The organism is Streptomyces sp. NPDC034084, assembly GCF_055575535.1.
The window spans coordinates 858,602-879,528 of sequence record NZ_JBVISK010000002.1 but is presented as its reverse complement, the minus strand read 5'-3'; the positions used below and the strand labels follow the sequence as shown (position 1 = coordinate 879,528).

The 20,927-nt window shown below is 73.0% G+C and carries 20 protein-coding genes and 1 riboswitch; of the genes, 12 read left to right on the top strand and 8 right to left on the bottom strand.

From position 1 onward, the window contains the following. Window positions 1-111: 111 nt before the first annotated feature. The 10 genes from hpnC to ACZ51I_RS09335 all read left to right on the top strand — a co-directional run bounded on the left by hpnC (window position 112) and on the right by ACZ51I_RS09335 (window position 10,687). Window positions 112-1,023 (top strand): squalene synthase HpnC, encoded by a 912-nt coding sequence (gene hpnC, locus ACZ51I_RS09380; protein WP_468873097.1) that lies wholly within the window; start codon window positions 112-114, stop codon window positions 1,021-1,023. Further along, window positions 1,020-1,967, top strand: coding sequence for a presqualene diphosphate synthase HpnD (gene hpnD / locus ACZ51I_RS09375; RefSeq protein ID WP_468873094.1), 948 nt, complete (start codon window positions 1,020-1,022; stop codon window positions 1,965-1,967). The genes hpnC and hpnD overlap by 4 nt, the downstream gene beginning before the upstream one ends. A 163-nt stretch (window positions 1,968-2,130) precedes the next feature. Further along, window positions 2,131-3,516, top strand: a complete 1,386-nt coding sequence (hpnE, locus tag ACZ51I_RS09370) for a hydroxysqualene dehydroxylase HpnE (RefSeq protein WP_468873819.1) — start codon at window positions 2,131-2,133, stop codon at window positions 3,514-3,516. Next, on the top strand, window positions 3,513-4,613 hold the full coding sequence (locus tag ACZ51I_RS09365) for a polyprenyl synthetase family protein (protein WP_468873092.1): 1,101 nt from the start codon (window positions 3,513-3,515) through the stop codon (window positions 4,611-4,613). Before hpnE ends, ACZ51I_RS09365 begins: the two co-directional genes overlap by 4 nt. 107 nt (window positions 4,614-4,720) lie before the next feature. Beyond that, window positions 4,721-6,706 carry a squalene--hopene cyclase gene (shc, locus tag ACZ51I_RS09360; protein WP_468873090.1) on the top strand — a complete coding sequence of 662 codons (1,986 nt, stop codon included), beginning with the start codon at window positions 4,721-4,723 and terminating at the stop codon, window positions 6,704-6,706. After that, entirely contained in the window at window positions 6,706-7,377 is a 672-nt protein-coding gene (locus tag ACZ51I_RS09355) for a phosphorylase family protein (RefSeq protein ID WP_468873088.1), read from the top strand. Before shc ends, ACZ51I_RS09355 begins: the two co-directional genes overlap by 1 nt. A gap of 7 nt (window positions 7,378-7,384) precedes the next feature. Then, complete coding sequence (gene hpnH / locus ACZ51I_RS09350) at window positions 7,385-8,410, top strand: adenosyl-hopene transferase HpnH (RefSeq protein WP_468873086.1); 1,026 nt, start codon at window positions 7,385-7,387, stop codon at window positions 8,408-8,410. Further along, window positions 8,407-9,792 carry an aspartate aminotransferase family protein gene (locus ACZ51I_RS09345; RefSeq protein ID WP_468873083.1) on the top strand — a complete coding sequence of 462 codons (1,386 nt, stop codon included), beginning with the start codon at window positions 8,407-8,409 and terminating at the stop codon, window positions 9,790-9,792. Before hpnH ends, ACZ51I_RS09345 begins: the two co-directional genes overlap by 4 nt. A gap of 76 nt (window positions 9,793-9,868) precedes the next feature. Beyond that, the gene (locus ACZ51I_RS09340; RefSeq protein WP_468873081.1) at window positions 9,869-10,498 is read left to right on the top strand and encodes a helix-turn-helix domain-containing protein; all 630 of its coding nucleotides are present in this window, start codon (window positions 9,869-9,871) and stop codon (window positions 10,496-10,498) included. A gap of 33 nt (window positions 10,499-10,531) precedes the next feature. Further along, window positions 10,532-10,687, top strand: a complete 156-nt coding sequence (locus tag ACZ51I_RS09335) for a DUF6126 family protein (RefSeq protein WP_468873079.1) — start codon at window positions 10,532-10,534, stop codon at window positions 10,685-10,687. Between the two features lie 7 nt (window positions 10,688-10,694). On the opposite strand, the gene ACZ51I_RS09330 is transcribed toward ACZ51I_RS09335, so the two are convergent. Beyond that, window positions 10,695-11,516, bottom strand: a complete 822-nt coding sequence (locus ACZ51I_RS09330) for a tyrosine-protein phosphatase (RefSeq protein ID WP_468873077.1) — start codon at window positions 11,514-11,516, stop codon at window positions 10,695-10,697. Between the two features lie 372 nt (window positions 11,517-11,888). Continuing rightward, a riboswitch (cyclic di-AMP (ydaO/yuaA leader) is annotated at window positions 11,889-12,045 on the top strand. Between the two features lie 2 nt (window positions 12,046-12,047). Here ACZ51I_RS09330 and ACZ51I_RS09325 point away from each other — a divergent pair. Together ACZ51I_RS09325 and ACZ51I_RS09320 are read left to right on the top strand one after the other, a co-directional pair. Continuing rightward, complete coding sequence (locus ACZ51I_RS09325) at window positions 12,048-13,001, top strand: M23 family metallopeptidase (RefSeq protein WP_468873075.1); 954 nt, start codon at window positions 12,048-12,050, stop codon at window positions 12,999-13,001. A gap of 160 nt (window positions 13,002-13,161) precedes the next feature. Then, the gene (locus ACZ51I_RS09320) at window positions 13,162-13,956 is read left to right on the top strand and encodes an SGNH/GDSL hydrolase family protein (protein ID WP_468873073.1); all 795 of its coding nucleotides are present in this window, start codon (window positions 13,162-13,164) and stop codon (window positions 13,954-13,956) included. Here the strand turns inward: ACZ51I_RS09320 and ACZ51I_RS09315 are convergent. The 7 genes from ACZ51I_RS09315 to ACZ51I_RS09285 form a co-directional block, all read right to left on the bottom strand. Beyond that, entirely contained in the window at window positions 13,943-14,803 is an 861-nt protein-coding gene (locus ACZ51I_RS09315) for an STM4011 family radical SAM protein (RefSeq protein WP_468873071.1), read from the bottom strand. The two genes, ACZ51I_RS09320 and ACZ51I_RS09315, sit on opposite strands and share 14 nt — an antisense overlap. 9 nt (window positions 14,804-14,812) lie before the next feature. After that, complete coding sequence (locus ACZ51I_RS09310) at window positions 14,813-16,147, bottom strand: STM4012 family radical SAM protein (protein ID WP_468873069.1); 1,335 nt, start codon at window positions 16,145-16,147, stop codon at window positions 14,813-14,815. Beyond that, the gene (locus tag ACZ51I_RS09305; RefSeq protein WP_468873816.1) at window positions 16,144-16,965 is read right to left on the bottom strand and encodes an STM4013/SEN3800 family hydrolase; all 822 of its coding nucleotides are present in this window, start codon (window positions 16,963-16,965) and stop codon (window positions 16,144-16,146) included. Before ACZ51I_RS09305 ends, ACZ51I_RS09310 begins: the two co-directional genes overlap by 4 nt. Window positions 16,966-16,976: 11 nt before the next feature. Then, complete coding sequence (locus tag ACZ51I_RS09300; RefSeq protein WP_468873067.1) at window positions 16,977-18,194, bottom strand: STM4014 family protein; 1,218 nt, start codon at window positions 18,192-18,194, stop codon at window positions 16,977-16,979. Continuing rightward, on the bottom strand, window positions 18,191-19,150 hold the full coding sequence (locus tag ACZ51I_RS09295) for an STM4015 family protein (protein WP_468873065.1): 960 nt from the start codon (window positions 19,148-19,150) through the stop codon (window positions 18,191-18,193). Before ACZ51I_RS09295 ends, ACZ51I_RS09300 begins: the two co-directional genes overlap by 4 nt. Before the next feature lie 114 nt (window positions 19,151-19,264). Continuing rightward, the gene (locus ACZ51I_RS09290) at window positions 19,265-19,906 is read right to left on the bottom strand and encodes a TetR/AcrR family transcriptional regulator (RefSeq protein ID WP_468873063.1); all 642 of its coding nucleotides are present in this window, start codon (window positions 19,904-19,906) and stop codon (window positions 19,265-19,267) included. After that, the gene (locus ACZ51I_RS09285) at window positions 19,795-20,892 is read right to left on the bottom strand and encodes a Glu/Leu/Phe/Val dehydrogenase dimerization domain-containing protein (RefSeq protein ID WP_468873061.1); all 1,098 of its coding nucleotides are present in this window, start codon (window positions 20,890-20,892) and stop codon (window positions 19,795-19,797) included. Before ACZ51I_RS09285 ends, ACZ51I_RS09290 begins: the two co-directional genes overlap by 112 nt. Between the last annotated feature and the right edge of the window lie 35 nt (window positions 20,893-20,927).

The window sequence follows — 20,927 nt, the reverse complement described above, 5'->3', positions numbered from 1 at the left end:
TCCGAAATAGGATGGATTGGATCGGCAGTGTAGAACGGGAGTCGTGACGGCCATGACGCAGAATCTCCAGCTCCACGAGGGTGTCGCCGTCCCCCCGTCGGGAAGCGCCCAGTGACGGATACCCGGCAGGCGCGCCCCGACGCCTCCTCACGCGCCACACTCGGCAAGGCCGCGGACGAGAACTTCCCCGTGGCCCCCTTCTTCCTGCCCCGTGCCTGGCGCGACGACCTCATGGCCGTCTACGGCTTCGCCCGGCTCGTCGACGACATCGGCGACGGCGACCTCGCCCCCGGCGGCGCCGACGCCCGCCACCTCGGCCTCGACCCGGCGGCCGCGGAGGACCGGCTCGTCCTCCTCGACGCCTTCGAGACCGACCTCCACCGGGTCTTCGACTCCACCCCGCACCACCCCCTGCTGCGGGCCCTCCAGCCGACCGTCCGCCGGTGCGGGCTCACCCCCGAGCCCTTCCTCGGACTCGTCGCGGCCAACCGGCAGGACCAGCAGGTCCGCCGCTACGAGACGTACGACGACCTCCTCGCGTACTGCGAGCTCTCCGCCAACCCCGTCGGCCGGCTCGTCCTCGCGATCACCGGCACCGAGACCCCCGAGCGGATCCGGCGCTCCGACGAGATCTGCACCGCCCTCCAGATCGTCGAGCACCTCCAGGACGTCGCCGAGGACCTCGCCCGCGACCGGATCTACCTGCCCGCCGAGGACCTGAAGCGCTTCCACGTCACCGAGGACGACCTCGCCGCGCCCACCGCCGGCGCCTCCGTGCGGGCCCTGATCGCCTTCGAGGCCGAGCGGGCCCGCACGCTCCTGCACGCGGGCGCCCCACTCGTCGGCAGCGTCCACGGCCGGCTCCGCCTCCTCCTCGCCGGATTCACCGCCGGCGGACTCGCGGCGCTCGACGCGATCACCGACGCCGGGTACGACGTGCTGACCGGCCCACCGAAGGCCACCAAGCCGAGCCTGATGCGCCAGGCGGGAGCGGTTCTGCTCCGGGCGCGGAAAGAGGGGTGAGCGTGACCGTGGAGGCACAGCACCAGCCGTCCGCACCGGTCCAGGCCGCCTACAGCTACTGCGAGGCGGTCACCGGACAGCAGGCCCGTAACTTCGCCTACGGGATCCGGCTGCTGCCGGCCGAGAAGCGGCAGGCGATGTCCGCGCTGTACGCCTTCTCGCGGCGCGTGGACGACATCGGCGACGGCACGCTCGCGCCCGAGGAGAAGCGGGAGCGGCTCGAAGCCACCCGCGACGTCCTCGACCGGGTCCGCAAGGGGCTGGTCGAGGAGGACGACACCGACCCCGTCGCCGTCGCCCTCGCCGACTCGGCCCACCGCTTCCCGATCCCGCTCGACGGACTCGACGAGCTCATCGACGGCGTCCTCATGGACGTGCGCGGCGCGACCTACGAGACCTGGGACGACCTCAAGGTCTACTGCCGCTGCGTCGCCGGCGCGATCGGTCGCCTCTCCCTCGGCGTCTTCGGCACCCAGCCGGGCGCCCACGGCGCCGACCGGGCGGCCGAGTACGCCGACACCCTGGGCCTCGCGCTCCAACTCACCAACATCCTCAGGGACGTACGCGAGGACGCCGGGAACGGGCGGACCTACCTGCCTGCCGACGACCTCGCCAAGTTCGGCTGCGGCGACGGCTTCGACGGCGTCACGCCCGCCCCCGGGGCCGACTTCGACGGGCTCGTCCACTTCGAAGTGCGGCGCGCCCGCGCCCTGTTCGCCGAGGGCTACCGGCTCCTGCCCATGCTCGACCGGCGCAGCGGCGCCTGCGTCGCCGCCATGGCCGGCATCTACCGCCGCCTCCTCGACCGGATCGAGCGCGACCCCGGGGCCGTGCTCCGCGGCCGCGTCTCGCTGCCGGGCCGCGAGAAGGCGTACGTCGCGGTGCGCGGGCTCTCCGGCCTCGACACCCGCCACATCGCCCGGCGCACCCGGGGGCTGGGCTGATGAGTCCCCGCGCCCCCGGCGGCCGGGCAACCCCGGGCGCCGCCCACGCGTCCCTGCCCGAGGCGCCCCAGAATCCGACCGCGACGACCCGAACGGAGGCCGCGTGAACCACGAAGGAACCGAGCGGAACACCCCGCCGGCCGCGCCCGGCCCCGGGGCGGTCCTGACCGGCGGCGACCCCCGGCCCCGTGCCGTCGTCGTCGGCGGCGGGCTCGCCGGGATCACCGCCGCCCTCCAGCTCGCGGAGAGCGGCGTCCACGTCACCCTGCTCGAAGGCCGGCCCCGGCTCGGTGGCCTCGCCTTCTCCTTCCGCCGGGGCGACCTCACCGTCGACAACGGCCAGCACGTCTACCTGCGCTGCTGCACCGCCTACCGCTGGTTCCTCGACCGGGTCGACGGCGCCCGCCTGGCCCCCCTCCAGGACCGCCTCGACGTCCCCGTCCTCGACGTCGGGCACCCCCGCGGCCCCCGGCTCGGCCGGATCCGCCGCGACGACCTGCCCGTACCGCTGCACCTCGTGCGCAGCCTCGCCACCTACCCGCACCTCTCCCTCGCCGAGCGGGCCTCCGTCGGCCGGGCCGCGCTCGCCCTCAAGAAGCTCGACCCCGCCGACCCCGCGCTGGACGGCATCGACTTCGCCACCTGGCTCGGCCGGCACGGACAGTCCCCGCGGACCGTCGAGGCGCTCTGGGACCTCGTCGGCATCCCCACCCTCAACGCCCCCGCGCCGCAGGCCTCCATGGGCCTGGCGGCGATGGTCTTCAAGACCGGGCTCCTGTCCGAGCCCGGCGCCGCCGACATCGGCTGGGCGCACGTCCCGCTCGGCGAACTCCACGACACCCGGGCCGCGAAGGAGCTCGACGCCCTCGGCGTCCGTACCCTGCTCCGTACCAAGGCCGAGCGGATCACCCGTACCGACGGGGGGCGCTGGGCCGTCGACGTACCGGGAGAGCGGATCGAGGCCGACGCCGTCGTCCTCGCCGTCCCGCAGCACGAGACCCACGGCCTGCTGCCCGAGGGCGCCCTCGACGATCCCGACCGGCTCCTCGACATCGACACCGCCCCCATCCTCAACCTGCACGTCGTCTACGACCGCAAGGTGCTCAAGCGGCCCTTCTTCACCACGCTGGGCTCCCCGGTGCAGTGGGTCTTCGACCGCACCGACTCCTCTGGACTCACCGGCGGCGGCCAGTACCTCGCCGTCTCCCAGTCCGCCGCCCAGGACGAGATCGACGAACCCGTCGCCGCCCTGCGCGCGAAGTACCTCCCCGAGCTGGAGCGGCTCCTGCCCGCCGCCCGCGGCGCCGGGATCCGCGACTTCTTCGTCACCAGGGAACGGACGGCCACGTTCGCACCCGCCCCGGGCGTCGGCCGGCTCCGGCCCGGAGCCCGCACCCGGGCCCCGGGGCTGTATCTGGCCGGGGCCTGGACCGCCACCGGCTGGCCCGCGACCATGGAGGGTGCCGTCCGCAGCGGATTCAGCGCCGCGGGTGCCGCGCTCTCCGCCCTCGGCCGCCGCCATGACCATCCGCTGCAGGAAGCGGTATGAGTGTGAGTACCGGAACAAGAGGAGAGACCGTGCCGACAGCGCCGCCGGGAAATCCGGCCGTCGACACCGCGGACGTGTCCGCACTGCTGGAGCGGGGGCGGACCCTGTCCACCCCCGTACTGCGGGCGGCCGTCGACCGCCTCGCGCCGCCCATGGACACCGTGGCCGCCTACCACTTCGGCTGGATCGATGCCCAGGGCAGGGCCGCCGACGGCGACGGCGGCAAGGCCGTCCGCCCCGCGCTCGCCCTGCTGTCGGCCGAGGCCGCGGGCGCCGCGCCCGAGGTCGGGATCCCCGGCGCCGTCGCCGTGGAACTCGTGCACAACTTCTCGCTGCTCCACGACGACCTGATGGACGGCGACGAGCAGCGCCGCCACCGCGACACGGTGTGGAAGGTGCACGGCCCCGCCCAGGCGATCCTCGTCGGCGACGCCCTCTTCGCCCTCGCCAACGAGATCCTGCTGGAGCTCGGCACGGTGGAGGCCGGCCGGGCCACCCGCCGGCTGACCACGGCCAGTCGCAAGCTCATCGACGGGCAGGCCCAGGACATCTCCTACGAGCACCGCGAGCGGGTCACCGTCGAGGAGTGCCTGGAGATGGAGGGCAACAAGACGGGCGCCCTCCTCGCCTGCGCCGTCTCCATCGGCGCCGTCCTCGGCGGGGCCGACGACCGCACGGCAGACAAGCTGGAGGAGTACGGCTACCACCTCGGCCTCGCCTTCCAGGCCGTGGACGACCTGCTCGGCATCTGGGGCGACCCGGAGGCCACCGGCAAGCAGACCTGGAGCGACCTGCGCCAGCGCAAGAAGTCCCTCCCGGTCGTCGCCGCGCTCGCCGCGGGCGGCCCGGCCTCCGAGCGGCTCGGTGAACTGCTCGCCGCCGACGTCAAGTCCAACGACTTCGACACCTTCTCCGAGGAGGAGTTCGCCACCCGCGCGGCCCTCATCGAGGAAGCCGGAGGACGCGAGTGGACCTCCCAGGAGGCCCGCCGCCAGCACGCCGTCGCGATCGCGGCCCTCAACGAGGTGGACATGCCCGCCCTGGTGCGGGACCAGCTCACCGCACTGGCCGACTTCGTCGTCGTACGGAAGAGATGATCACCATCACCCTGATATGAGTTCGCGGTCGCCGGCCGGTGCCATCCGGCGCCGGCCGACGGCAGACCCGCAGGAGCAGAAGGAACCGACTGCGCAAAGGGGAAGCCATGACAGCGACGACCGACGGAAGCGCCGGGGCCGTGAGCCCCCGGGCAGCCGCGGCCAGCAAGACGAACGACACCGACGCCTTCGCGTCCGGCCTCGACGGCGCCGCCGCGCGGGCCGCCGAACGGGCCGTCGAGCACCTGCTCGCCCGGCAGGACCCGGCGGGCTGGTGGAAGGGCGACCTGGAGACCAACGTCACCATGGACGCCGAGGACCTGCTACTCCGCCAGTTCCTGGGCATCCTCGACGCCGACACCACCCGTGCCGCCGCCCTCCACATCCGCCGCGGGCAGGGCCCGGACGGCGCCTGGGCCACCTTCTACGGCGGACCCGGCGAGCTCTCCGCCACCGTCGAGGCCTATGTGGCCCTGCGGCTCGCCGGAGACCCGCCCGACGCCCCGCACATGGCCCGCGCCTCCGCCTGGGTCCGCGCCCGGGGCGGGATCGCGGCCGCCCGGGTCTTCACCCGGATCTGGCTGGCCCTCTTCGGCTGGTGGCGCTGGGACGACCTGCCCGAACTGCCGCCGGAACTGCTCTTCCTGCCGAAGTGGTTCCCGCTGAACATCTACGACTTCGGCTGCTGGGCCCGGCAGACGATCGTGCCCCTCACCGTGGTCTCCGCGAAGCGGCCGGTCCGGCCCGCGCCCTTCCCGCTGGACGAGCTGCACACCGATCCGGCGCGGCCGCACCCGCCCCGTCCGCTCGCCCCGGCCACCGGCTGGGACGGGATCTTCCAGCGGCTCGACAAGGCCCTGCACGTCTACCACCGCTTCGCCCCGCGCGGGGTGCGCGCGACGGCCATGAACATCGCCGCCCGGTGGATCGTGGAGCGCCAGGAGAACGACGGCTGCTGGGGCGGCATCCAGCCCCCCGCCGTCTACTCGGTCATCGCCCTCCACCTCCTCGGCTACGACCTCCAGCACCCGGTCATGCGGGCCGGCCTGGAATCGCTCGACCGGTTCGCCGTCTGGCGCGAGGACGGCTCCCGGATGATCGAGGCCTGCCAGTCGCCCGTCTGGGACACCTGCCTCGCCACCATCGCGCTCGCCGACGCGGGACTCCGCCCCGACCACCCGGCGCTCGTGAAGGCCGTGGACTGGATGCTCGACGAGGAGATCACCCGCACCGGCGACTGGGCGGTGCGCCGGCCCGGACTCCCGCCGGGGGGATGGGCGTTCGAGTTCCACAACGACAACTACCCCGACATCGACGACACCGCCGAGGTCCTGCTCGCCCTGCGCCGCGTCCGGCACCCCGACCCGGCCCGGGTCGAGGCGGCCATCGCCCGGGGCGCCCGCTGGACGCTCGGCATGCAGTCCCGCAACGGCGCCTGGGCGGCCTTCGACGCCGACAACACCAGCGGCTTCCCCAACAAGCTGCCGTTCTGCGACTTCGGCGAGGTGATCGACCCGCCGTCCGCCGACGTCACCGCCCACGTGGTCGAGATGCTCGCGTACGAGGGCATGGCCCAGGACCCGCGCGCCCGCCGGGGCATCGCGTGGCTGCTCGCCCAACAGGAGCCCAACGGCGCCTGGTTCGGCCGCTGGGGCGTCAACCACGTGTACGGCACGGGCTCGGTGGTCCCCGCGCTGGTCGCCGCGGGACTGCCCGGCTCCCACCCGGCGATCCGCCGGGCCGTCGACTGGCTCGCGTCCGTGCAGAACGACGACGGGGGCTGGGGCGAGGACCTCCGCTCGTACAAGGAGGAGGAGTGGGTGGGGCGCGGTCCCTCGACCGCCTCCCAGACCGCCTGGGCGCTGATCGCGCTCCTCGCCGCCGGCGAGCGGGACTCCGAGGCCGTCCGGCGGGGCGTCGCCTGGCTGACCGCGACCCAGCGGGAGGACGGCTCCTGGGACGAGCCCTACTTCACCGGCACCGGCTTCCCCTGGGACTTCTCCATCAACTACCACCTCTACCGGCAGGTCTTCCCGCTCACGGCGCTCGGGCGCTATGTGTACGGGGATCCCGCGCCGCGCGAGGAGGGCTGATGGGTCGCGAGCCCGCCCCGGGCGCCGGCCCGGCGCTGCTGGTCGCCTGCGCGCTCGGCATCGAGCGGTTCGCCCTGCGCGGCGGCGACCGGGGCGGCGCACCCGGCCCGGTGACCGTGCTGCGCACCGGCATGGGGCCGGAGCGGGCGGGCCGGGCCGTATCACGAGTGCTCGCCGAGGAGCAGTGGCGGGACGCCGCGGTGATCGCCTCCGGCTTCTGCGCCGGCCTCGCCCCGGGCATGCACCCGGGGGACCTCATCGTCGCCGGGGAGACCCGCGCCCCCGACGGTACGACCCTGTGCACAGGGACCGACCTTCTGGTGAAGGCACTGGTCAAGGCGGTGCCCGGGCGCGCCGTCCACACCGGGCCGCTGATCGGCTCCGACCACGTGGTGCGCGGCCCCGAGCGGGCCGCCCTGCGGGCCGGCGGTGCGATCGCCGTCGACATGGAGTCCGCCGCCTCGCTCCGTACCGCCAGGGCCGCCGGAGGGTTCGGGGACGGGCCGGACGCCCGCCCCGTTGCGGCCGTCCGGGTGGTCGTGGACGCCCCGGAACACGAACTGGTCCGGATCGGCACGGTGCGCGGGGGAATATCGGCCTTCCGTGTTCTTCGTGCCGTCCTTCCCGCGTTCTTCGAATGGCACCGTTCTTTGCTGCTCCCCAGGAGGTGAGCGAGTTATGGCCATGCCGCTCCGTCAGTCCATCCGGGTCGGGACCTACCTCTTCGAACAGAAGCTCCGCAAGCGGGACAAGTTCCCGCTGATCGTCGAGCTGGAGCCGCTCTACGCCTGCAACCTCAAGTGCGAGGGCTGCGGAAAGATCCAGCACCCGGCGGGTGTCCTCAAGCAGCGCATGCCGGTCGCCCAGGCGGTCGGCGCCGTCCTGGAGTCCGGCGCCCCCATGGTGTCCATCGCGGGCGGCGAGCCTCTGATGCATCCTCAGATCGACGAGATCGTGCGTCAGTTGGTCGCGCGTCGGAAGTACGTCTTCCTCTGCACCAACGCGCTGCTGCTGCGCAAGAAGCTGGAGAAGTTCACCCCCTCCCCGTACTTCGCCTTCGCCGTCCACATCGACGGGCTGCGCGAGCGGCACGACGAGTCCGTCGCCAAGGAAGGCGTGTTCGACGAGGCGGTGGCTGCCATCAAGGAGGCCAAGCGGCGCGGCTTCCGGGTCACCACCAATTCGACTTTCTTCAACACCGACACCCCGCAGACCATCATCGAGGTGCTCAATTTCCTCAACGACGACCTCCAGGTCGACGAAATGATGATCTCGCCCGCCTACGCCTACGAGAAGGCCCCCGACCAGGAACACTTCCTCGGCGTCGAGCAGACCCGCGAACTCTTCAAGAAGGCCTTCGCCGGCGGGAACCGGCGCCGCTGGCGGCTCAACCACTCGCCGCTCTTCCTGGACTTCCTGGAAGGAAAGGCGGACTTCCCCTGCACCGCCTGGGCCATTCCCAACTACTCGCTCTTCGGCTGGCAGCGCCCCTGCTATCTGATGAGCGACGGATACGTCCCCACGTACCGCGAGCTCGTCGAGGACACCGACTGGGACAAGTACGGCCGCGGCAAGGACCCGCGCTGCGCCAACTGCATGGCGCACTGCGGCTACGAGCCCACCGCCGTCCTCGCCACCATGGGCTCCCTCAAGGAGTCCCTGCGGGCGATCCGGGAGACGGTCTCCGGAACCGACAAGTCATGACCGGCGGGTTCGACCTGCGGGCGCTGCTCTCCGAGCGCGGCGGCGAGCGGTACGAGCTGCACGCCAGGTACCTCAACCACCAGCTGCCGCGCATGCTGCACACCATCGGCTTCGACAAGGTCTACGAGCGGGCCGAGGGCGCCCACTTCTGGGACGCCGACGGCGTCGACCACCTCGACATGCTCGCCGGCTTCGGCGTGATGGGTCTCGGACGGCACCACCCCGTCGTCCGCAAGGCCCTCCACGACGTCCTGGACGCCCAGCTCGCCGACCTCACCCGCTTCGACTGCCAGCCGCTGCCGGGCCTTCTCGCCGAGAGGCTGCTCACCCACAGCCCGCACCTCGACCGGGTCTTCTTCGGCAACAGCGGCACCGAGGCCGTGGAGACCGCCCTCAAGTTCGCCCGTTACGCCACCGGGCGGCCGAGGGTCCTCTACTGCTCCCACGCCTTCCACGGGCTCACCACCGGCTCCCTCTCCGTCAACGGGGAGCAGGGCTTCCGGGACGGATTCGCCCCGCTCCTGCCCGACACCGCGATCGCGCTCGGCGACCTCGACGCCCTGGAGCGGGAGCTGCGCAAGGGTGACGTGGCCGCCTTCGTCGTCGAGCCCATCCAGGGCAAGGGCGTCCACGAGGCGCCGCCGGGCTTTCTCCGGGGCGCTCAGGAGTTGCTGCACCGGCACGGCGCGTTGCTCATCGCGGACGAGGTGCAGACGGGCCTCGGCAGGACCGGCGACTTCTACGCCTACCAGCACGAGGAGGGCGTCGAGCCGGACCTGGTCTGCGTCGCCAAGGCGCTCTCCGGCGGCTATGTGCCGGTCGGCGCCACCCTCGGAAAGGACTGGATCTTCAAGAAGGTGTACTCGTCGATGGACCGCGTGCTGGTCCACTCGGCGAGCTTCGGATCGAACGCGCAGGCCATGGCCGCCGGGCTCGCCGTGCTCTCGGTCATGGAGGACGAGGGCACCGTCGCGCACGCCCGCCGGATCGGCGAGCTGCTCTCGGGCCGTCTGAAGGAGCTCGTCCCCCGGTACGAGCTGCTGCACGAGATCCGCGGGCGCGGCCTGATGATCGGGATCGAGTTCGGGCGGCCGTCCTCGCTCGGACTGCGCGGGCGCTGGACGATGCTCCAGGCGGCCCGCAAGGGGCTCTTCGCCCAGATGGTCGTCGTGCCGCTGCTCCAGCGGCACCACATCCTCACCCAGGTCTCCGGGGACCATCTGGAGGTGATCAAGCTGATCCCGCCGCTGATCATCGACGAGGCGGACGTGGACCGGTTCGTCACGGCCTTCACCGCGGTCATGGACGACGCCCACGGCGGCGGCGGGCTGATGTGGGACTTCGGGAAGACGCTGGTCAAGCAGGCGGTCGCGCAACGCTGACCCGGCGGCTCCGTCCGGGTTTTGCCTCTGGGGCAAGAAACTTGCCTCAGAGGCACGATCCTGGCGGAATGGACGCATGGACCACGTCCCCGGGGAAGCCTCCCCGGACCCCGCCACCTCCGGCGGCCTGCCCGACGTCGCCCCCCAGCTGCGGGCGCTGCGCCGCCGCCGGGGCCTCACCCTGGAGGCCGCCGCCCAGCGGGCCGGACTCTCGCCGGCCCACCTCTCGCGCCTGGAGACGGGGAATCGGCAGCCCTCGCTGCCGATGCTGCTCGCCCTGGCCCGTATCTACGGTACGACCGTCTCCGAGCTCCTGGGCGAGGCGCCCCCCGAGCGCGACCCCGTCGTCCGGGCCGACCGCTCCGAACCCGTCGAGGCCGACGGCTGGGTCTACCGCCAGGCCGGCGGGGCCGGGCGCGCCCTCCAGTGCCTGCGCGTCCACGTGCCGCACGCCACCCGGGCCGACATCGTGCGCGTCCACCCCGGCGAGGAGTGGATCCACGTCCTGGAAGGGCGGGTGCGGCTCGCGCTCGGCGGGGCCGTCCACGTCCTCGATCCGGGGGACAGCGCGCACTTCGACTCGCTCACCCCGCACCGGATCGGGGCCGACACCCCCGGCGGGGCCGAACTGCTCTTCGTCCACACCCTGATGCAGAGCCCCGCCGCCGAGCTGTGTCTCGGCGACGGGACCCCGCACCGGCGCTGACGTTCCGTGATGATTCCTCAGGAAAGGACCGACATGTCCGAGAAGTCCGTACCGGTCACCGGCGAGGAGCGGGGTGAGGGCAAGTTCCCCAAGGGCCTCGTCCTCCGCCTCTTCGCCTACCTGATCGCAGGCCACCTCTTCGCCGGCTTCCTCTACCTGCTCTTCACGCTGGGCGGGCAGAACCAGTAGGCCGGGATCACGCCTCGGTGAGCAGCCGCTCGCGGAGGCGCTCGCGGGTCTCCGGGGCCAGCCGCAGGCCCTCCGAGAAGTAGGCGTCCATCGAGCCCCAGGTCGCCTCGATCGTGTCGAAGGCCGCGCGCAGATACTCCACCCGCGCGTCGAAGAGCGGGCTGAGCAGCTCCATCACCTCGGGCGACATCGCGTCCGGGGCGGTGGAGCTGCGGCGCACCTTGTAACGGCGGTGCGGCTCGTTGGACTTCACGTAGTCGGCCTCGATCGCGTCCCGCTCGACGCCGACCGCGAGCAGGGTGATCGCCACGGCGAGTCCGGCCCGGTCCTTGCCAGCCGCGCAGTGCATGAGGGCCGGGACGCTCTCCTCCGCCATGGAGTGGAGGATCAGGCTGTGCTCCGCGGCCCGCTCCACCACCATCTTCCGGTACGAAGCGGACATGCGGGCGGCCGCCTTGCCGTCGCCGAGGACCTCCCGCAGCTGCGCGGTCTCGCCGTCGCGCACCAGCCTCCAGAACTCCTTGCCGTCGGCCGGGTCGTTGAGGGGTATGTTCACGTTCCGCACGCCGGGCAGCTCGACGTCCGCACCCTCGACCCTCCGGTCCGCCTCGTTGCGGAAGTCGAAGACGGTGTGCAGGCCCAGCGAGGCGAGGAAGGCGGCGTCGTCCTCCGTCGCGTGGGCGAGATGGCCGCTGCGGAAGAGGCGGCCCGGACGGACGGCGCGCCCGTCCGTCGTCGGCAGGCCGCCCACGTCCCGGAAGTTGCGGACCTCCGCCAGCTCGGGCTCGGCGGCTTCGGCGGGCGGGGTCTGCGGCAGCTGCTGCGTCACGGCTGCTCCTGTTCTGTCGATCGGTTCCTGGGGCAATCATCTCGGGTGAGGCCCCTGGAACACACCCCCTCGCACGGGAATGGGTGATCTGTCCGTATTGAGGAGTTCGAGATAACCCGCCCCGGTTGCAGGGGAGATGGGGATCGACGCGTGAGCAGCGTCATAACCGTGACGGACCGTGCCTGATCGTCTTTTCCAAATACCCCCGGCAAAAGGGGATCCGGGGACCGCCCTCCACGGAGGGTGACCGGAATTCCGACCGGATATCGCGTCATCCGGGAGCGCGGGAAAACTGTGGCTTGTTCGCGCCGACCCCCCTCGTCTAGCGTCGCGCTCAATCCGGACGGACCGCCGAATCCTGCCACCGACCGGAATCCGCACTCACCCGTACAAGGCAGGAGCGGGGGACCCAGGTAAGTCGCCGATCCCTCGAAGAAGGACGGCTCGGGGTGAAGTCGCGTGTCCACGCGACCGGACATCTCCAGTCCGAACCCGACAGCTCACCTCGCAGGCGCCGGAGAGGAATTCGCCATGCCCGCGAAGGGTAAGCACCGCCGCACCAAGTCCAACCTCCTGACCCGCGGCATCGCCGCAGCCGGCACCGGAGGCGCCGTCGTCGCCCTCCCGCTCCTCGGAGCCACCGGCGCCCACGCCGCCGAGCAGGCCGCCCCGGCCGCCGCTCCCGCCCAGGTGAAGGCCGCCGCCGTCCAGGCGGCGCCCGCCACCGCGAAGGCCGCGCCGAAGACGTACTCCGTCGTCCGGGGCGACTACCTGTCGAAGATCGCTGCCGAGCACCACCTCGCGGGCGGCTGGCACCGGCTGTACGAGGACAACCGCCGGGTCATCGGCGAGAACCCCTCGCTCATCCTGCCCGGCATGAAGCTCACCCTCGGCGCGAAGAACAGCGCCAAGGCCGCCGCGCCGAAGGCCGCGCCCAAGAGCACGCAGAGCTCCGGCAAGAACGGCGACACCCCCCGCGCCTCCCGCGGCGGCGAGCGCCCCTCGGCCCCGGCCGCCGCCGAGGCCACCACCACCGCGTCGTCCGCCGCGGAGTCCTCGCCGGCCGGTACGACCTCCTCCTCCGGCTGGGTCGCCCCGGTCAGCGGCGGCATCTCCACCCCGTACCGCGCCGCGGGCTCCATGTGGTCCTCCGGCTACCACACCGGTGTGGACTTCATGGCCTCCACCGGCACCACCGTCGTCGCGGTCGGCCCCGGCACCGTCTACTCCGCCGGCGACGGCGGCGCGTACGGCAACCAGGTCGTCATCCAGCACGCCGACGGCACCTTCTCGCAGTACGCCCACCTGTCCTCGATCTCCGTCTCCGCCGGCCAGGCCGTCAGCGGCGGCCAGCAGATCGGCCTCTCCGGCGCGACCGGCAACGTCACCGGCCCGCACCTGCACTTCGAGATGCGCACCGGGCCGGAGTACGGCTCGGACATCGACCCCCTGGCCACCCTGCGCCAGCACGGCGTGAACATCTGACGGAACGTCAGTAGCGCTTTTTCCGGAGGCCCGGCACGTACGTGCCGGGCCTCCGGCGTATTCCGGCTTGGCGGAATCTTTATCGGTGGCATATGTCACCCACCGTCAACCCCTCCTTACGGTCGCGTAAGTCACAGGCCAGGAGGAAGGATGTGCTCCCGTGGCAGACGATTCGAGATCAAGAGACAAGAACGTATTCGGGTCGTACGCGGCGATCGGTGACAGCTTCACCGAGGGCGTCGGAGACCCCGGGCCCGACGGGACGTACGTGGGCTGGGCGGACCGTTTCGCGGTCCTGCTCGCCGACCAGCTGCCGGAGCACGACGCCTTCCGCTACGCCAACCTGGCCGTACGCGGGCGCCTTCTCGACCAGATCGTGGCGGAACAGGTCCCCCGGGCGAAGGAACTCGCCCCCGACCTGGTGACCTTCTGTGCGGGCGGCAACGACATCATCCGCCCCGGAACGGACCCGGACGACGTGGCCGAGCGCTTCGAACGCGCCGTCGCCGACCTCACCTCCGCCGTCGGCACCGTCATGGTGACCACCGGATTCGACACCCGTGGGGTGACCCTCCTCAAGCACCTGCGCGGCAAGATCGCCACCTACAACGGCCACGTCCGGGCCATCGCCGACCGCTACGGCTGCCCGGTCCTCGACCTGTGGTCGCTGAAGTCCGTCCAGGACCGCCGCGCCTGGGACGGCGACCGGCTGCACCTCTCGGCCGAGGGACACACCCGCGTCGCCCTGCGTGCCGCCCAGGTCCTCGGCCTGCCGGTGCCCGCCGACCCGGACCAGCCGTGGCCGCCGGTCCCGCAGCGCGGCACCCTGGAGGTGCGCCGCGACGACATCAACTGGGCCAGGGAGTACCTCGTGCCCTGGATCGGGCGCCGGCTGCGCGGCGAGAGCTCCGGCGACCACGTCGCGGCCAAGCGCCCCGACCTCATGCCCCTGTAGGCGGCACAGCGGCGGGGATCCGCTCCAGGACCCCGCCGGCGAACACGTCGTACAGCGGCAGCGTCTCCAGGTGGACGTAGCCGATGTGGCAGTCGCAGACGGCGAGGGGGCAGGCGCGGGGACGCAGGGCGGCGCGGTACGAACCGTCGTACAGGTTCCCCAGTTCCGCCCTGACGAAGTGGCAGCGCCGTACCGTCCCCTCGCCGTCCACCGAGATCACCGACTCGCCGGTGCGGCAGGGGAGCCCCGCCGAGCGGTGCGGATGCCGGCTGTACGGGAACAGCGGGTCGAGCTCCGTCCACTCCTCGGCCTCCGCGTCGCTGTACGTGTGCCCCTCGGCCGCGTTCACCCAGAGGTAGACGTGCGCCGGCAGCGCGGCCCGCAGCCGGCGGGCGTGCTCCCGGTGCTCGGGCAGACCGACCACCCCGACGCTGTACCGGATCCTTCGCCGCGCGAGCTCCTGGCACTTCGCGAGGAAACGCTCGGGCGGCGTCTGCCCCGGGTGGTACGTGCACCAGAGCGCGACGCTCTCCGGGTCCGCATCCGCCAGCCACTCGGCCCGGCAGCTCAGGTTGGTCTGGATCGCCACCCGCTCGACGTGCGGCAGCCGGGACAGTTCGACCAGCGCCCGCCGGTACCAGGAGCGGACCAGACCCTCGCCCCACGGGGTGAAGAGGATCCGCAGCCGGTCCCCGGTCTGCGCCGCGGCCCAGCCGGTGAACCGCTCCAGCGCCGCACGGTCGGCACGCAGCTGCTCCCGGCTGTCCCGGCGCTTGGCGAAGGGACAGTACGGACAGTCGAAGTCGCAGGAGGAGAGCGGGCCCCGGTAGAGCAGGGTGAGATCCACGGCCGCCGCCTACTTCGCCTCGTACGCGGCCATCGCGGCCCGTACGGCGGGGGAGAAGATCTCGGGCCCGAGCCCGTCCGAGTGCGCGAGCCCCTCGGGCGACAGCCGCAGCAGCCCCTCCGGGGCGTCCGTGTCCAGCCAGCCGTACCGCGCGAACCGGGTGAGTTCCGCGCCGAAGTCCGCGAACGGCGAGGAGCCGAACCGCTCCTCGTACCCGGCGACCGGCATGCCCTCGGCCTGGAGCAGCGACTGGAGGAGATGACGGCGGCGGGCCTCCTCCGCGTCCACCGCCCGGCCCACCTCGGCGCGGGAGAAGTCCTCGGTCCCGGCGTACGCGTCGATGATCGAGCGGATCTCCCGCATGTCGACGGCGTAGTCGAAGGAGTAGTGCAGGGCCGAGGTGTACGAGCGGGCGCCGCAGCCCAGGCCGATCATGCCGTCCGTCTGGCAGGCGTAGTCGTCCGGCCCCGCGGGACCGGCGTCCGCCCGGCGGAACATCCGCATCGACACCTGCTCGTAGCCGCGCGCGAGGAGGTGGTCCCGGCCGGAGCGGTAGAGGCGGAGCCGCTGCTCGTCCCACTCCCGGTCGGCGGCCGACGGGTCCTGGACCCGGCCCAGACCGGTGAGCGGCCGGACGTACAGCGGATAGAGGTAGAGCTCCTCGGGCCGCCAGGCGAGGGCCGCGTCCAGCGAGACCCGCCAGGACCGCTCCGTCTGCCCGTCGATGCCGTAGATCAGGTCGATGTTGAGGACGGGCACGCCGGTGTCCCGGATGCGGCCGAGCGCCGCCTCGACGTCCGCGCGGCGCTGCGGCCGGACCGCCGCCCGTGCCTCGGCCTCGACGAAGCTCTGCACGCCGATGCTGAGCCGGGTCGCGCCCCGCTCCGCCAGGAGCGCGAGGCGGTCGGCCGTCGCGGTCGCCGGTGAGGTCTCGACGGAGAGCGGCACCGCCCGCAGGTCTACGCCCATCCGCTTCTCGGCGATGTCGCAGAGCCGCTCCAGTTCGGCGGCGGTGAGGAAGGTGGGCGTGCCGCCGCCGAAGGCGGCCGTGGCGAACCGCACCGGCGAGCCGTCCCCGAGGGCCTCGCGGACGGCGGCGGCCTGGCGGTCGAGGGCGTCGAGGTAACGGGTGGTCAGCTCGTCCGGGGCGCCGATCCGGGTGAACAGGTTGCAGAAGCCGCAGCGGACCTCGCAGAACGGTATGTGCGCGTAGAGGGAGAGCGCGTCCTTCGGCTCCCCGGCCCAGAGGGCGGCGAGCTCCGGGCGCTCGGGGAGCGCGCGGTATGCCGTCTTGTGCGGGTAGGCGTAGACGTAACTCCGGTACGGGCGGGGGGTGTCGCTCATGCCGCCGCCTCGCCTTCGGGGCCGGGCAACACGAACTGCGCGTACGGCACGGTCCACACGACCTCGTGGCCGAGCCGGTGCCCGGTGAAGCCGTCCTCCCCGTACGCCGTGCCGTGGTCGGAACAGACGATGGCGAAACAGGGGCGGCGGCCGCTCATCGCGGCGAAGAGCCGCCCGATGTGCCGGTCGACGTACTCCAGGGCCGCCGCGTGGGTCTCCCGGGAGTCGCCGGCCTCGCGGGTCGCGCCCGGCAGGTGGAACCAGTTGGGCTGGTGGAGCGCCGACACGTTGACGAAGAGGAAAAGGCGCTCCTCGCGCGGGAGTCCGGTGACGACCTCCTCGGCGCGCGCGACCTGTGACTCGAAGGAGCTGGGGGAGGCGACACCGAAGGAAGGCTCCCAGTGGCTCTCCTGGAACAGGCCGGGGAGCACGGAGCCGAGGGGCGGCTGCTTGTTGAAGAAGCCCACCCCGCCGACGCAGACCGTCCGGTAGCCCTCGGCCGCCAGCGCGGACACGACGTCAGGAGTGTCGTGGACCCAGGTGCCGTCGGCCGTCGACTCGCTGCCGGCGAAGCGGGCGGCGAACAGCCGGGGATGGGGGCCGGGCGCCGCGGGGGTCGGCAGGAATCCGGCGAAGATCGCCTGGTGGGAGGCGTACGTGAAGTTCCCGGGGGCGTGCCGCCGCTCCCAGACGCCGCCGGGGAGGTGACGGGCCAGGTTCGGGATGCGGCCCTCGGCCGCGAGCTCGGCCGCGACGTCGTACCGGAGGGTGTCGAGGGTGACCAGGAGCAGGTCGTGGCTGCCGACGATCGCGTTCATGTCGGGCTGGTTCACGTGGCGCTCGTTCCTGTGGTGGTGCGGGTGGGGCGCGTGGCTCGGGAGGTCCGCGCGGCTCGGTGGGCTCGGGGCGAGTCGTGCGTACGGTCAGGGGCGCGGGCGCCGTCGTGGCCGCGCCCGAACTGCGCGGCGATCTGGGCGCCGTACGTGTCGAGCCCCTCGGCGCCGCTGCCGGGCAGGCCCGTGAGACCGGGTAGCAGATCGCCGAAGGCGTTCACCTCGCCCACGGCGAACCGGCGCCAGCCGCTCGCCGGCAGCAGGTCGACGCCCACGCACCGGGTGCCGGGGAAGGCGGCGGCGGCCCGCTCGCACACCCCGACCGCCTCCGCCCAGCGGCCCCCGGCCGCGGCGATCGCCGCCCGTGCGGCGTCGAGATCGCCCCGGGCGCCACCCAGGTGCAGATTGGTCATGGGGGAACGGCTGGTGCGGAGCACGGCGTGCGTGGCCCGCCCGTCGATCACGACCACCCGCAGATCGGCGGCCCGGCCGCCCTGGGTGGCCTTCGGCAGCCAGCGCTCGACGTGCAGGCCGTCGGGGGCGAGGGTGTCCACGATCGCGGCGACCTCCCGCTCGCTCGTGTAGCGCCGTACCCGCAGGGAGTTGAAGAGCCGCCCGTCGGCCGCACGCTCCACCGAGGTGGTGGCCTGGACCCGGCCCGCGCCGTTCGTCTCCACCGCCAGCACCCCCGAGGCGGAGGAGCCGTGCGCGGGCTTCACGAACACCCTGCGCATCCCCGCCCCGGCGGTCAGCGCCCTGACATCGGTCCAGCCGCGCACCGGTGGAGCGCCGGCACCCGAGGTCGGCGACTCGGGCACCGGGACACCGGCCGCCCGCAGCCGGCCGTGGCTCAGCCTCTTGTCGAACAGGACAGCGAGCTCGTCGGGGTCGTCGACCAGGACGGCGCCCGCCTCCGCGACGGAGCGGGCGAGCCCTGCCACGGCGGTGGTGAACCGCTCGTACCAGCGCCCCGTGCCCTCGACCCGGGCCGGATCGTCGACCCCGCGCAGCATCCGGTCGGCCTCCGGATCCTCGCCGGGAGAGTCCAGACGCACGGTCTCGCCCCCGCCGAACCGTGCCCGGCCCCGGAGCACCTCCGGCCAGGACACCGCCCGCGCCCCGGGCAGCCCGGCGGACCGCAGCGCGTCCTGGAAGAACGCGACGCGGCGGCCCGCCGGATCGCCGACGACCACGAGACGCGGGCCGCAGGTCATTCGGCGACCGCGACGTAGCGCCAGACGTCCCCGTCGCCGTCGTCCTCCGCCACCTGCGCGTCGTCGAGTGCGACGGTCACGCCGTGCGGGACGAGCGCGGCGCGGACCCGCTCGCACATCGCCTCCGACAGGTAGTGGTGGGAGAGGTCGAGGTGGGCGAGGTGGGTCAGCGGCTGCCCGTCGAGGAGGGCCGCCGCGCCCTCGTCGGTGAGCACGCCCATGGACAGGTCGAGCCGCTCGAGCCGGGCGGCGACGGGCGCGCCCGCGACGGCGGCGGCCACGGCGTCCTGGATCACGCTGTTGCGCAGGCCCAGTCGGCGCAGCGCGGGGAAGGCCGTGCCGGCCAGCAGCGGCGCCAGGTCCTCCGGGGAGCTGTCGCCGCCGTACTCGTCGGTGCCGAGCCAGAGTTCGAGGTTCTCCAGGGCGGGCAGGTCACTGCCCACGATGCCGCGCACCACCTCGGCGCCCAGACCGCCGGTCTCCACGACCAGGCTCTCCAGACCGGTGTGGCGCAGGGAGGGGAACGCCAACTCCGAGCCACCGCGCACCCCGAACTCCCTGAGGGCCGGGTAGGCGGCGAGGAGCGGCGTCACGTCGGACTGGACGATCCAGGAGATCTCGCAGTCCTCACCGGTCATGTCACCGAGGAACACCGCCTCCAGGGCCGTCAAACGGTCGTTGGCGCCGATCAGCGCGGTCACGATGTCGGCGGACGAGTTCTCGTAGGCCTCGTCCCAGCCACCGACGACCAGGGCGCGCACCCGGGCCGTGTCGACCGTCTTCAGGAAGCGCTCGAACCGCTGCCCCCACAGCTCGTCCCCGGGATCGGAGTACGTCGGGGCGGAGATCCGCCAGGCGACCGTCTCCGTCGCGGGCAGCTCGACCCGCGCGTCCGCCTCCGGGAAGTCGAACACGGGCAGGCCGTGGAATTCCTGCAGGTAGGTGCCAACGGTCATGACGGCGCTCCAGACAACGGTCGAGACGGCTCGGCTGATGGAGAGAGTTCTACCAAGCGGCACCGACAACGCCCCTCGCCGGGGCGGCTGCCGACCGTTTGTCAGTGCCGGGCCCTAGCGTCGTCCTCGTGTTCGGCACCGGTCTCGATCTGCGGGGGTTCGGGTGTCGGCTGCTCGTCCGGGGGGGTCGAGCTCCCGGATGAGGGCCGCGTCCGCCCAGCGGAGCATCGTGGTGCGCGAGAGGGGGCCGGTGTAGGCCGTCGTCTGGACGGCGAGGCCGTCGAGGAAGGCGGTGAGCCGCCAGGCCGCGGCGGCGGGATCCGCGCAGCGGAACTCCCCGGCGGCCACCCCCTCCTCGATCACCCGGGTCAGCGCCGTCTTCCACTCCTGATCGAGGGAGGCCGCGACCCGGCGCAGCTCCGGATCGCGCAGCGAGACCGACCAGCCCTCGATCCACAGCCGCCATCCCTTGGCCCGGCCTGTGGGGGCGTACCAGCGCACCGCGGCCCGCAATCGTCGTACCGCCGGGGAGCGCCGTCCGAGCAGCCGCGGCAGCCGGGCGAGGTCGGCCTCGGCGGCGTGCGCGAAGGCCGCGGCGACCAGCTGCTCCTTCGACGAGAAGTGGTAGAGCACAAGTGCGTTGCTCACGCCGAGCGCGGAGGCCACGTCGGAGATCCGCACGGACGCGACCCCGCGCGCCTCCGGTCGAAGGCCTGACCGGCGTCGGCCTCGATGTCGCCGAAGAGCGTCCACCACCACCAGGCGTTGGTGCACGAGTTCACGCCCACGTCCGGCAGCACGGTCACTCCGCGCGCTGCGAGCGCCGCCTCGGCCTCCGGAAGGACCGGCGTGTTGGCCGCCTCGGCGATCCAGCGGGCGGTGATCCGGTCCTGGTTCGCGGTGTCGATGGCGTACGAGACGGCCGCGGGGACGAGGACCTCGGCGTCGGCCGAGAGCCAGGCGGGTCCTGGCTCCTCGCGGTCGCCGGGATGCAGCGCGGAGCGGTCGACGGTCCCGTGCGCGTCCCGGGCGGCGAGCAGCGCCTCGACGTCGAGGCCGTCCGGGTCGACGATCGTGCCCCGGACGTCGGCGACCGCCCCCACCCGCAGCCCGGCGCGGGCCAGGAAACGGGCCGTCGCCCCGCCCATCGTGCCGAGCCCCTGCACGGACACCCGGGTCCCCGCGTACGGTCGACCGGCCCGGTCGAGGGCGACGAGCACGGACTCGGCGACCCCGAGGCCGTCGACCGGCTCGTCGAGTCCGATGCCGTCCACGTCGATCGCGAAGGCGTCGGCGAGCCGTTTCCGGGCCGCCGCCTCGTCCTCCAGGAGCGGGTACACGGCCTGGACCGAGGAGACGAGCCTGGCCTCGGCCACGGCACGGTCGACGAGGTCCTGGGTGAGCCCGAGGTCCTCGCCGGCGGTCCAGAACCGCTCGACGTACGGCCGCATCGCCCGCAGGTAGCGCACGAGCACCCCGTACGCCTCGGGGGAACGGGGATCGCAGTCGATACCGCCCTTAGCGCCGCCCAGCGGCACGTACCGGGCGGACGGGTCGTAGTGCAGGGCCTCCTTCATGGTCGTGCCGCGGGCGAGCCCGGCGACCTCCTCGGCCGTGCACCCCTCGCGCATCCGCAGACCCCCGCCGGCCACCCCGCGCACCAGCCGGTCGACCACCAGGTGGCCCCGGCATCCAGTCACATGGTCGGTCCAGCCGACGGAGAGCAGGGGAGGGGCGTTCATCGGGGTGTCTCCAGGAGGGAAGGGCGAGTCGTACT

Coding starts and splice junctions, on each gene's coding strand:
- ACZ51I_RS09355 (WP_468873088.1), top strand. CDS start 6,706: ATGGGTCGCGAGCCCGCCCCGGGCGCCGGCCCGGCGCTGCTGGTCGCC.
- ACZ51I_RS09340 (WP_468873081.1), top strand. CDS start 9,869: ATGGACCACGTCCCCGGGGAAGCCTCCCCGGACCCCGCCACCTCCGGC.
- ACZ51I_RS09310 (WP_468873069.1), bottom strand. CDS start 16,147: ATGAGCGACACCCCCCGCCCGTACCGGAGTTACGTCTACGCCTACCCG.
- ACZ51I_RS09365 (WP_468873092.1), top strand. CDS start 3,513: ATGAGTGTGAGTACCGGAACAAGAGGAGAGACCGTGCCGACAGCGCCG.
- ACZ51I_RS09345 (WP_468873083.1), top strand. CDS start 8,407: ATGACCGGCGGGTTCGACCTGCGGGCGCTGCTCTCCGAGCGCGGCGGC.
- ACZ51I_RS09325 (WP_468873075.1), top strand. CDS start 12,048: ATGCCCGCGAAGGGTAAGCACCGCCGCACCAAGTCCAACCTCCTGACC.
- ACZ51I_RS09305 (WP_468873816.1), bottom strand. CDS start 16,965: ATGAACGCGATCGTCGGCAGCCACGACCTGCTCCTGGTCACCCTCGAC.
- ACZ51I_RS09300 (WP_468873067.1), bottom strand. CDS start 18,194: ATGACCTGCGGCCCGCGTCTCGTGGTCGTCGGCGATCCGGCGGGCCGC.
- ACZ51I_RS09295 (WP_468873065.1), bottom strand. CDS start 19,150: ATGACCGTTGGCACCTACCTGCAGGAATTCCACGGCCTGCCCGTGTTC.
- ACZ51I_RS09285 (WP_468873061.1), bottom strand. CDS start 20,892: ATGAACGCCCCTCCCCTGCTCTCCGTCGGCTGGACCGACCATGTGACT.
- shc (WP_468873090.1), top strand. CDS start 4,721: ATGACAGCGACGACCGACGGAAGCGCCGGGGCCGTGAGCCCCCGGGCA.
- ACZ51I_RS09335 (WP_468873079.1), top strand. CDS start 10,532: ATGTCCGAGAAGTCCGTACCGGTCACCGGCGAGGAGCGGGGTGAGGGC.
- hpnH (WP_468873086.1), top strand. CDS start 7,385: ATGGCCATGCCGCTCCGTCAGTCCATCCGGGTCGGGACCTACCTCTTC.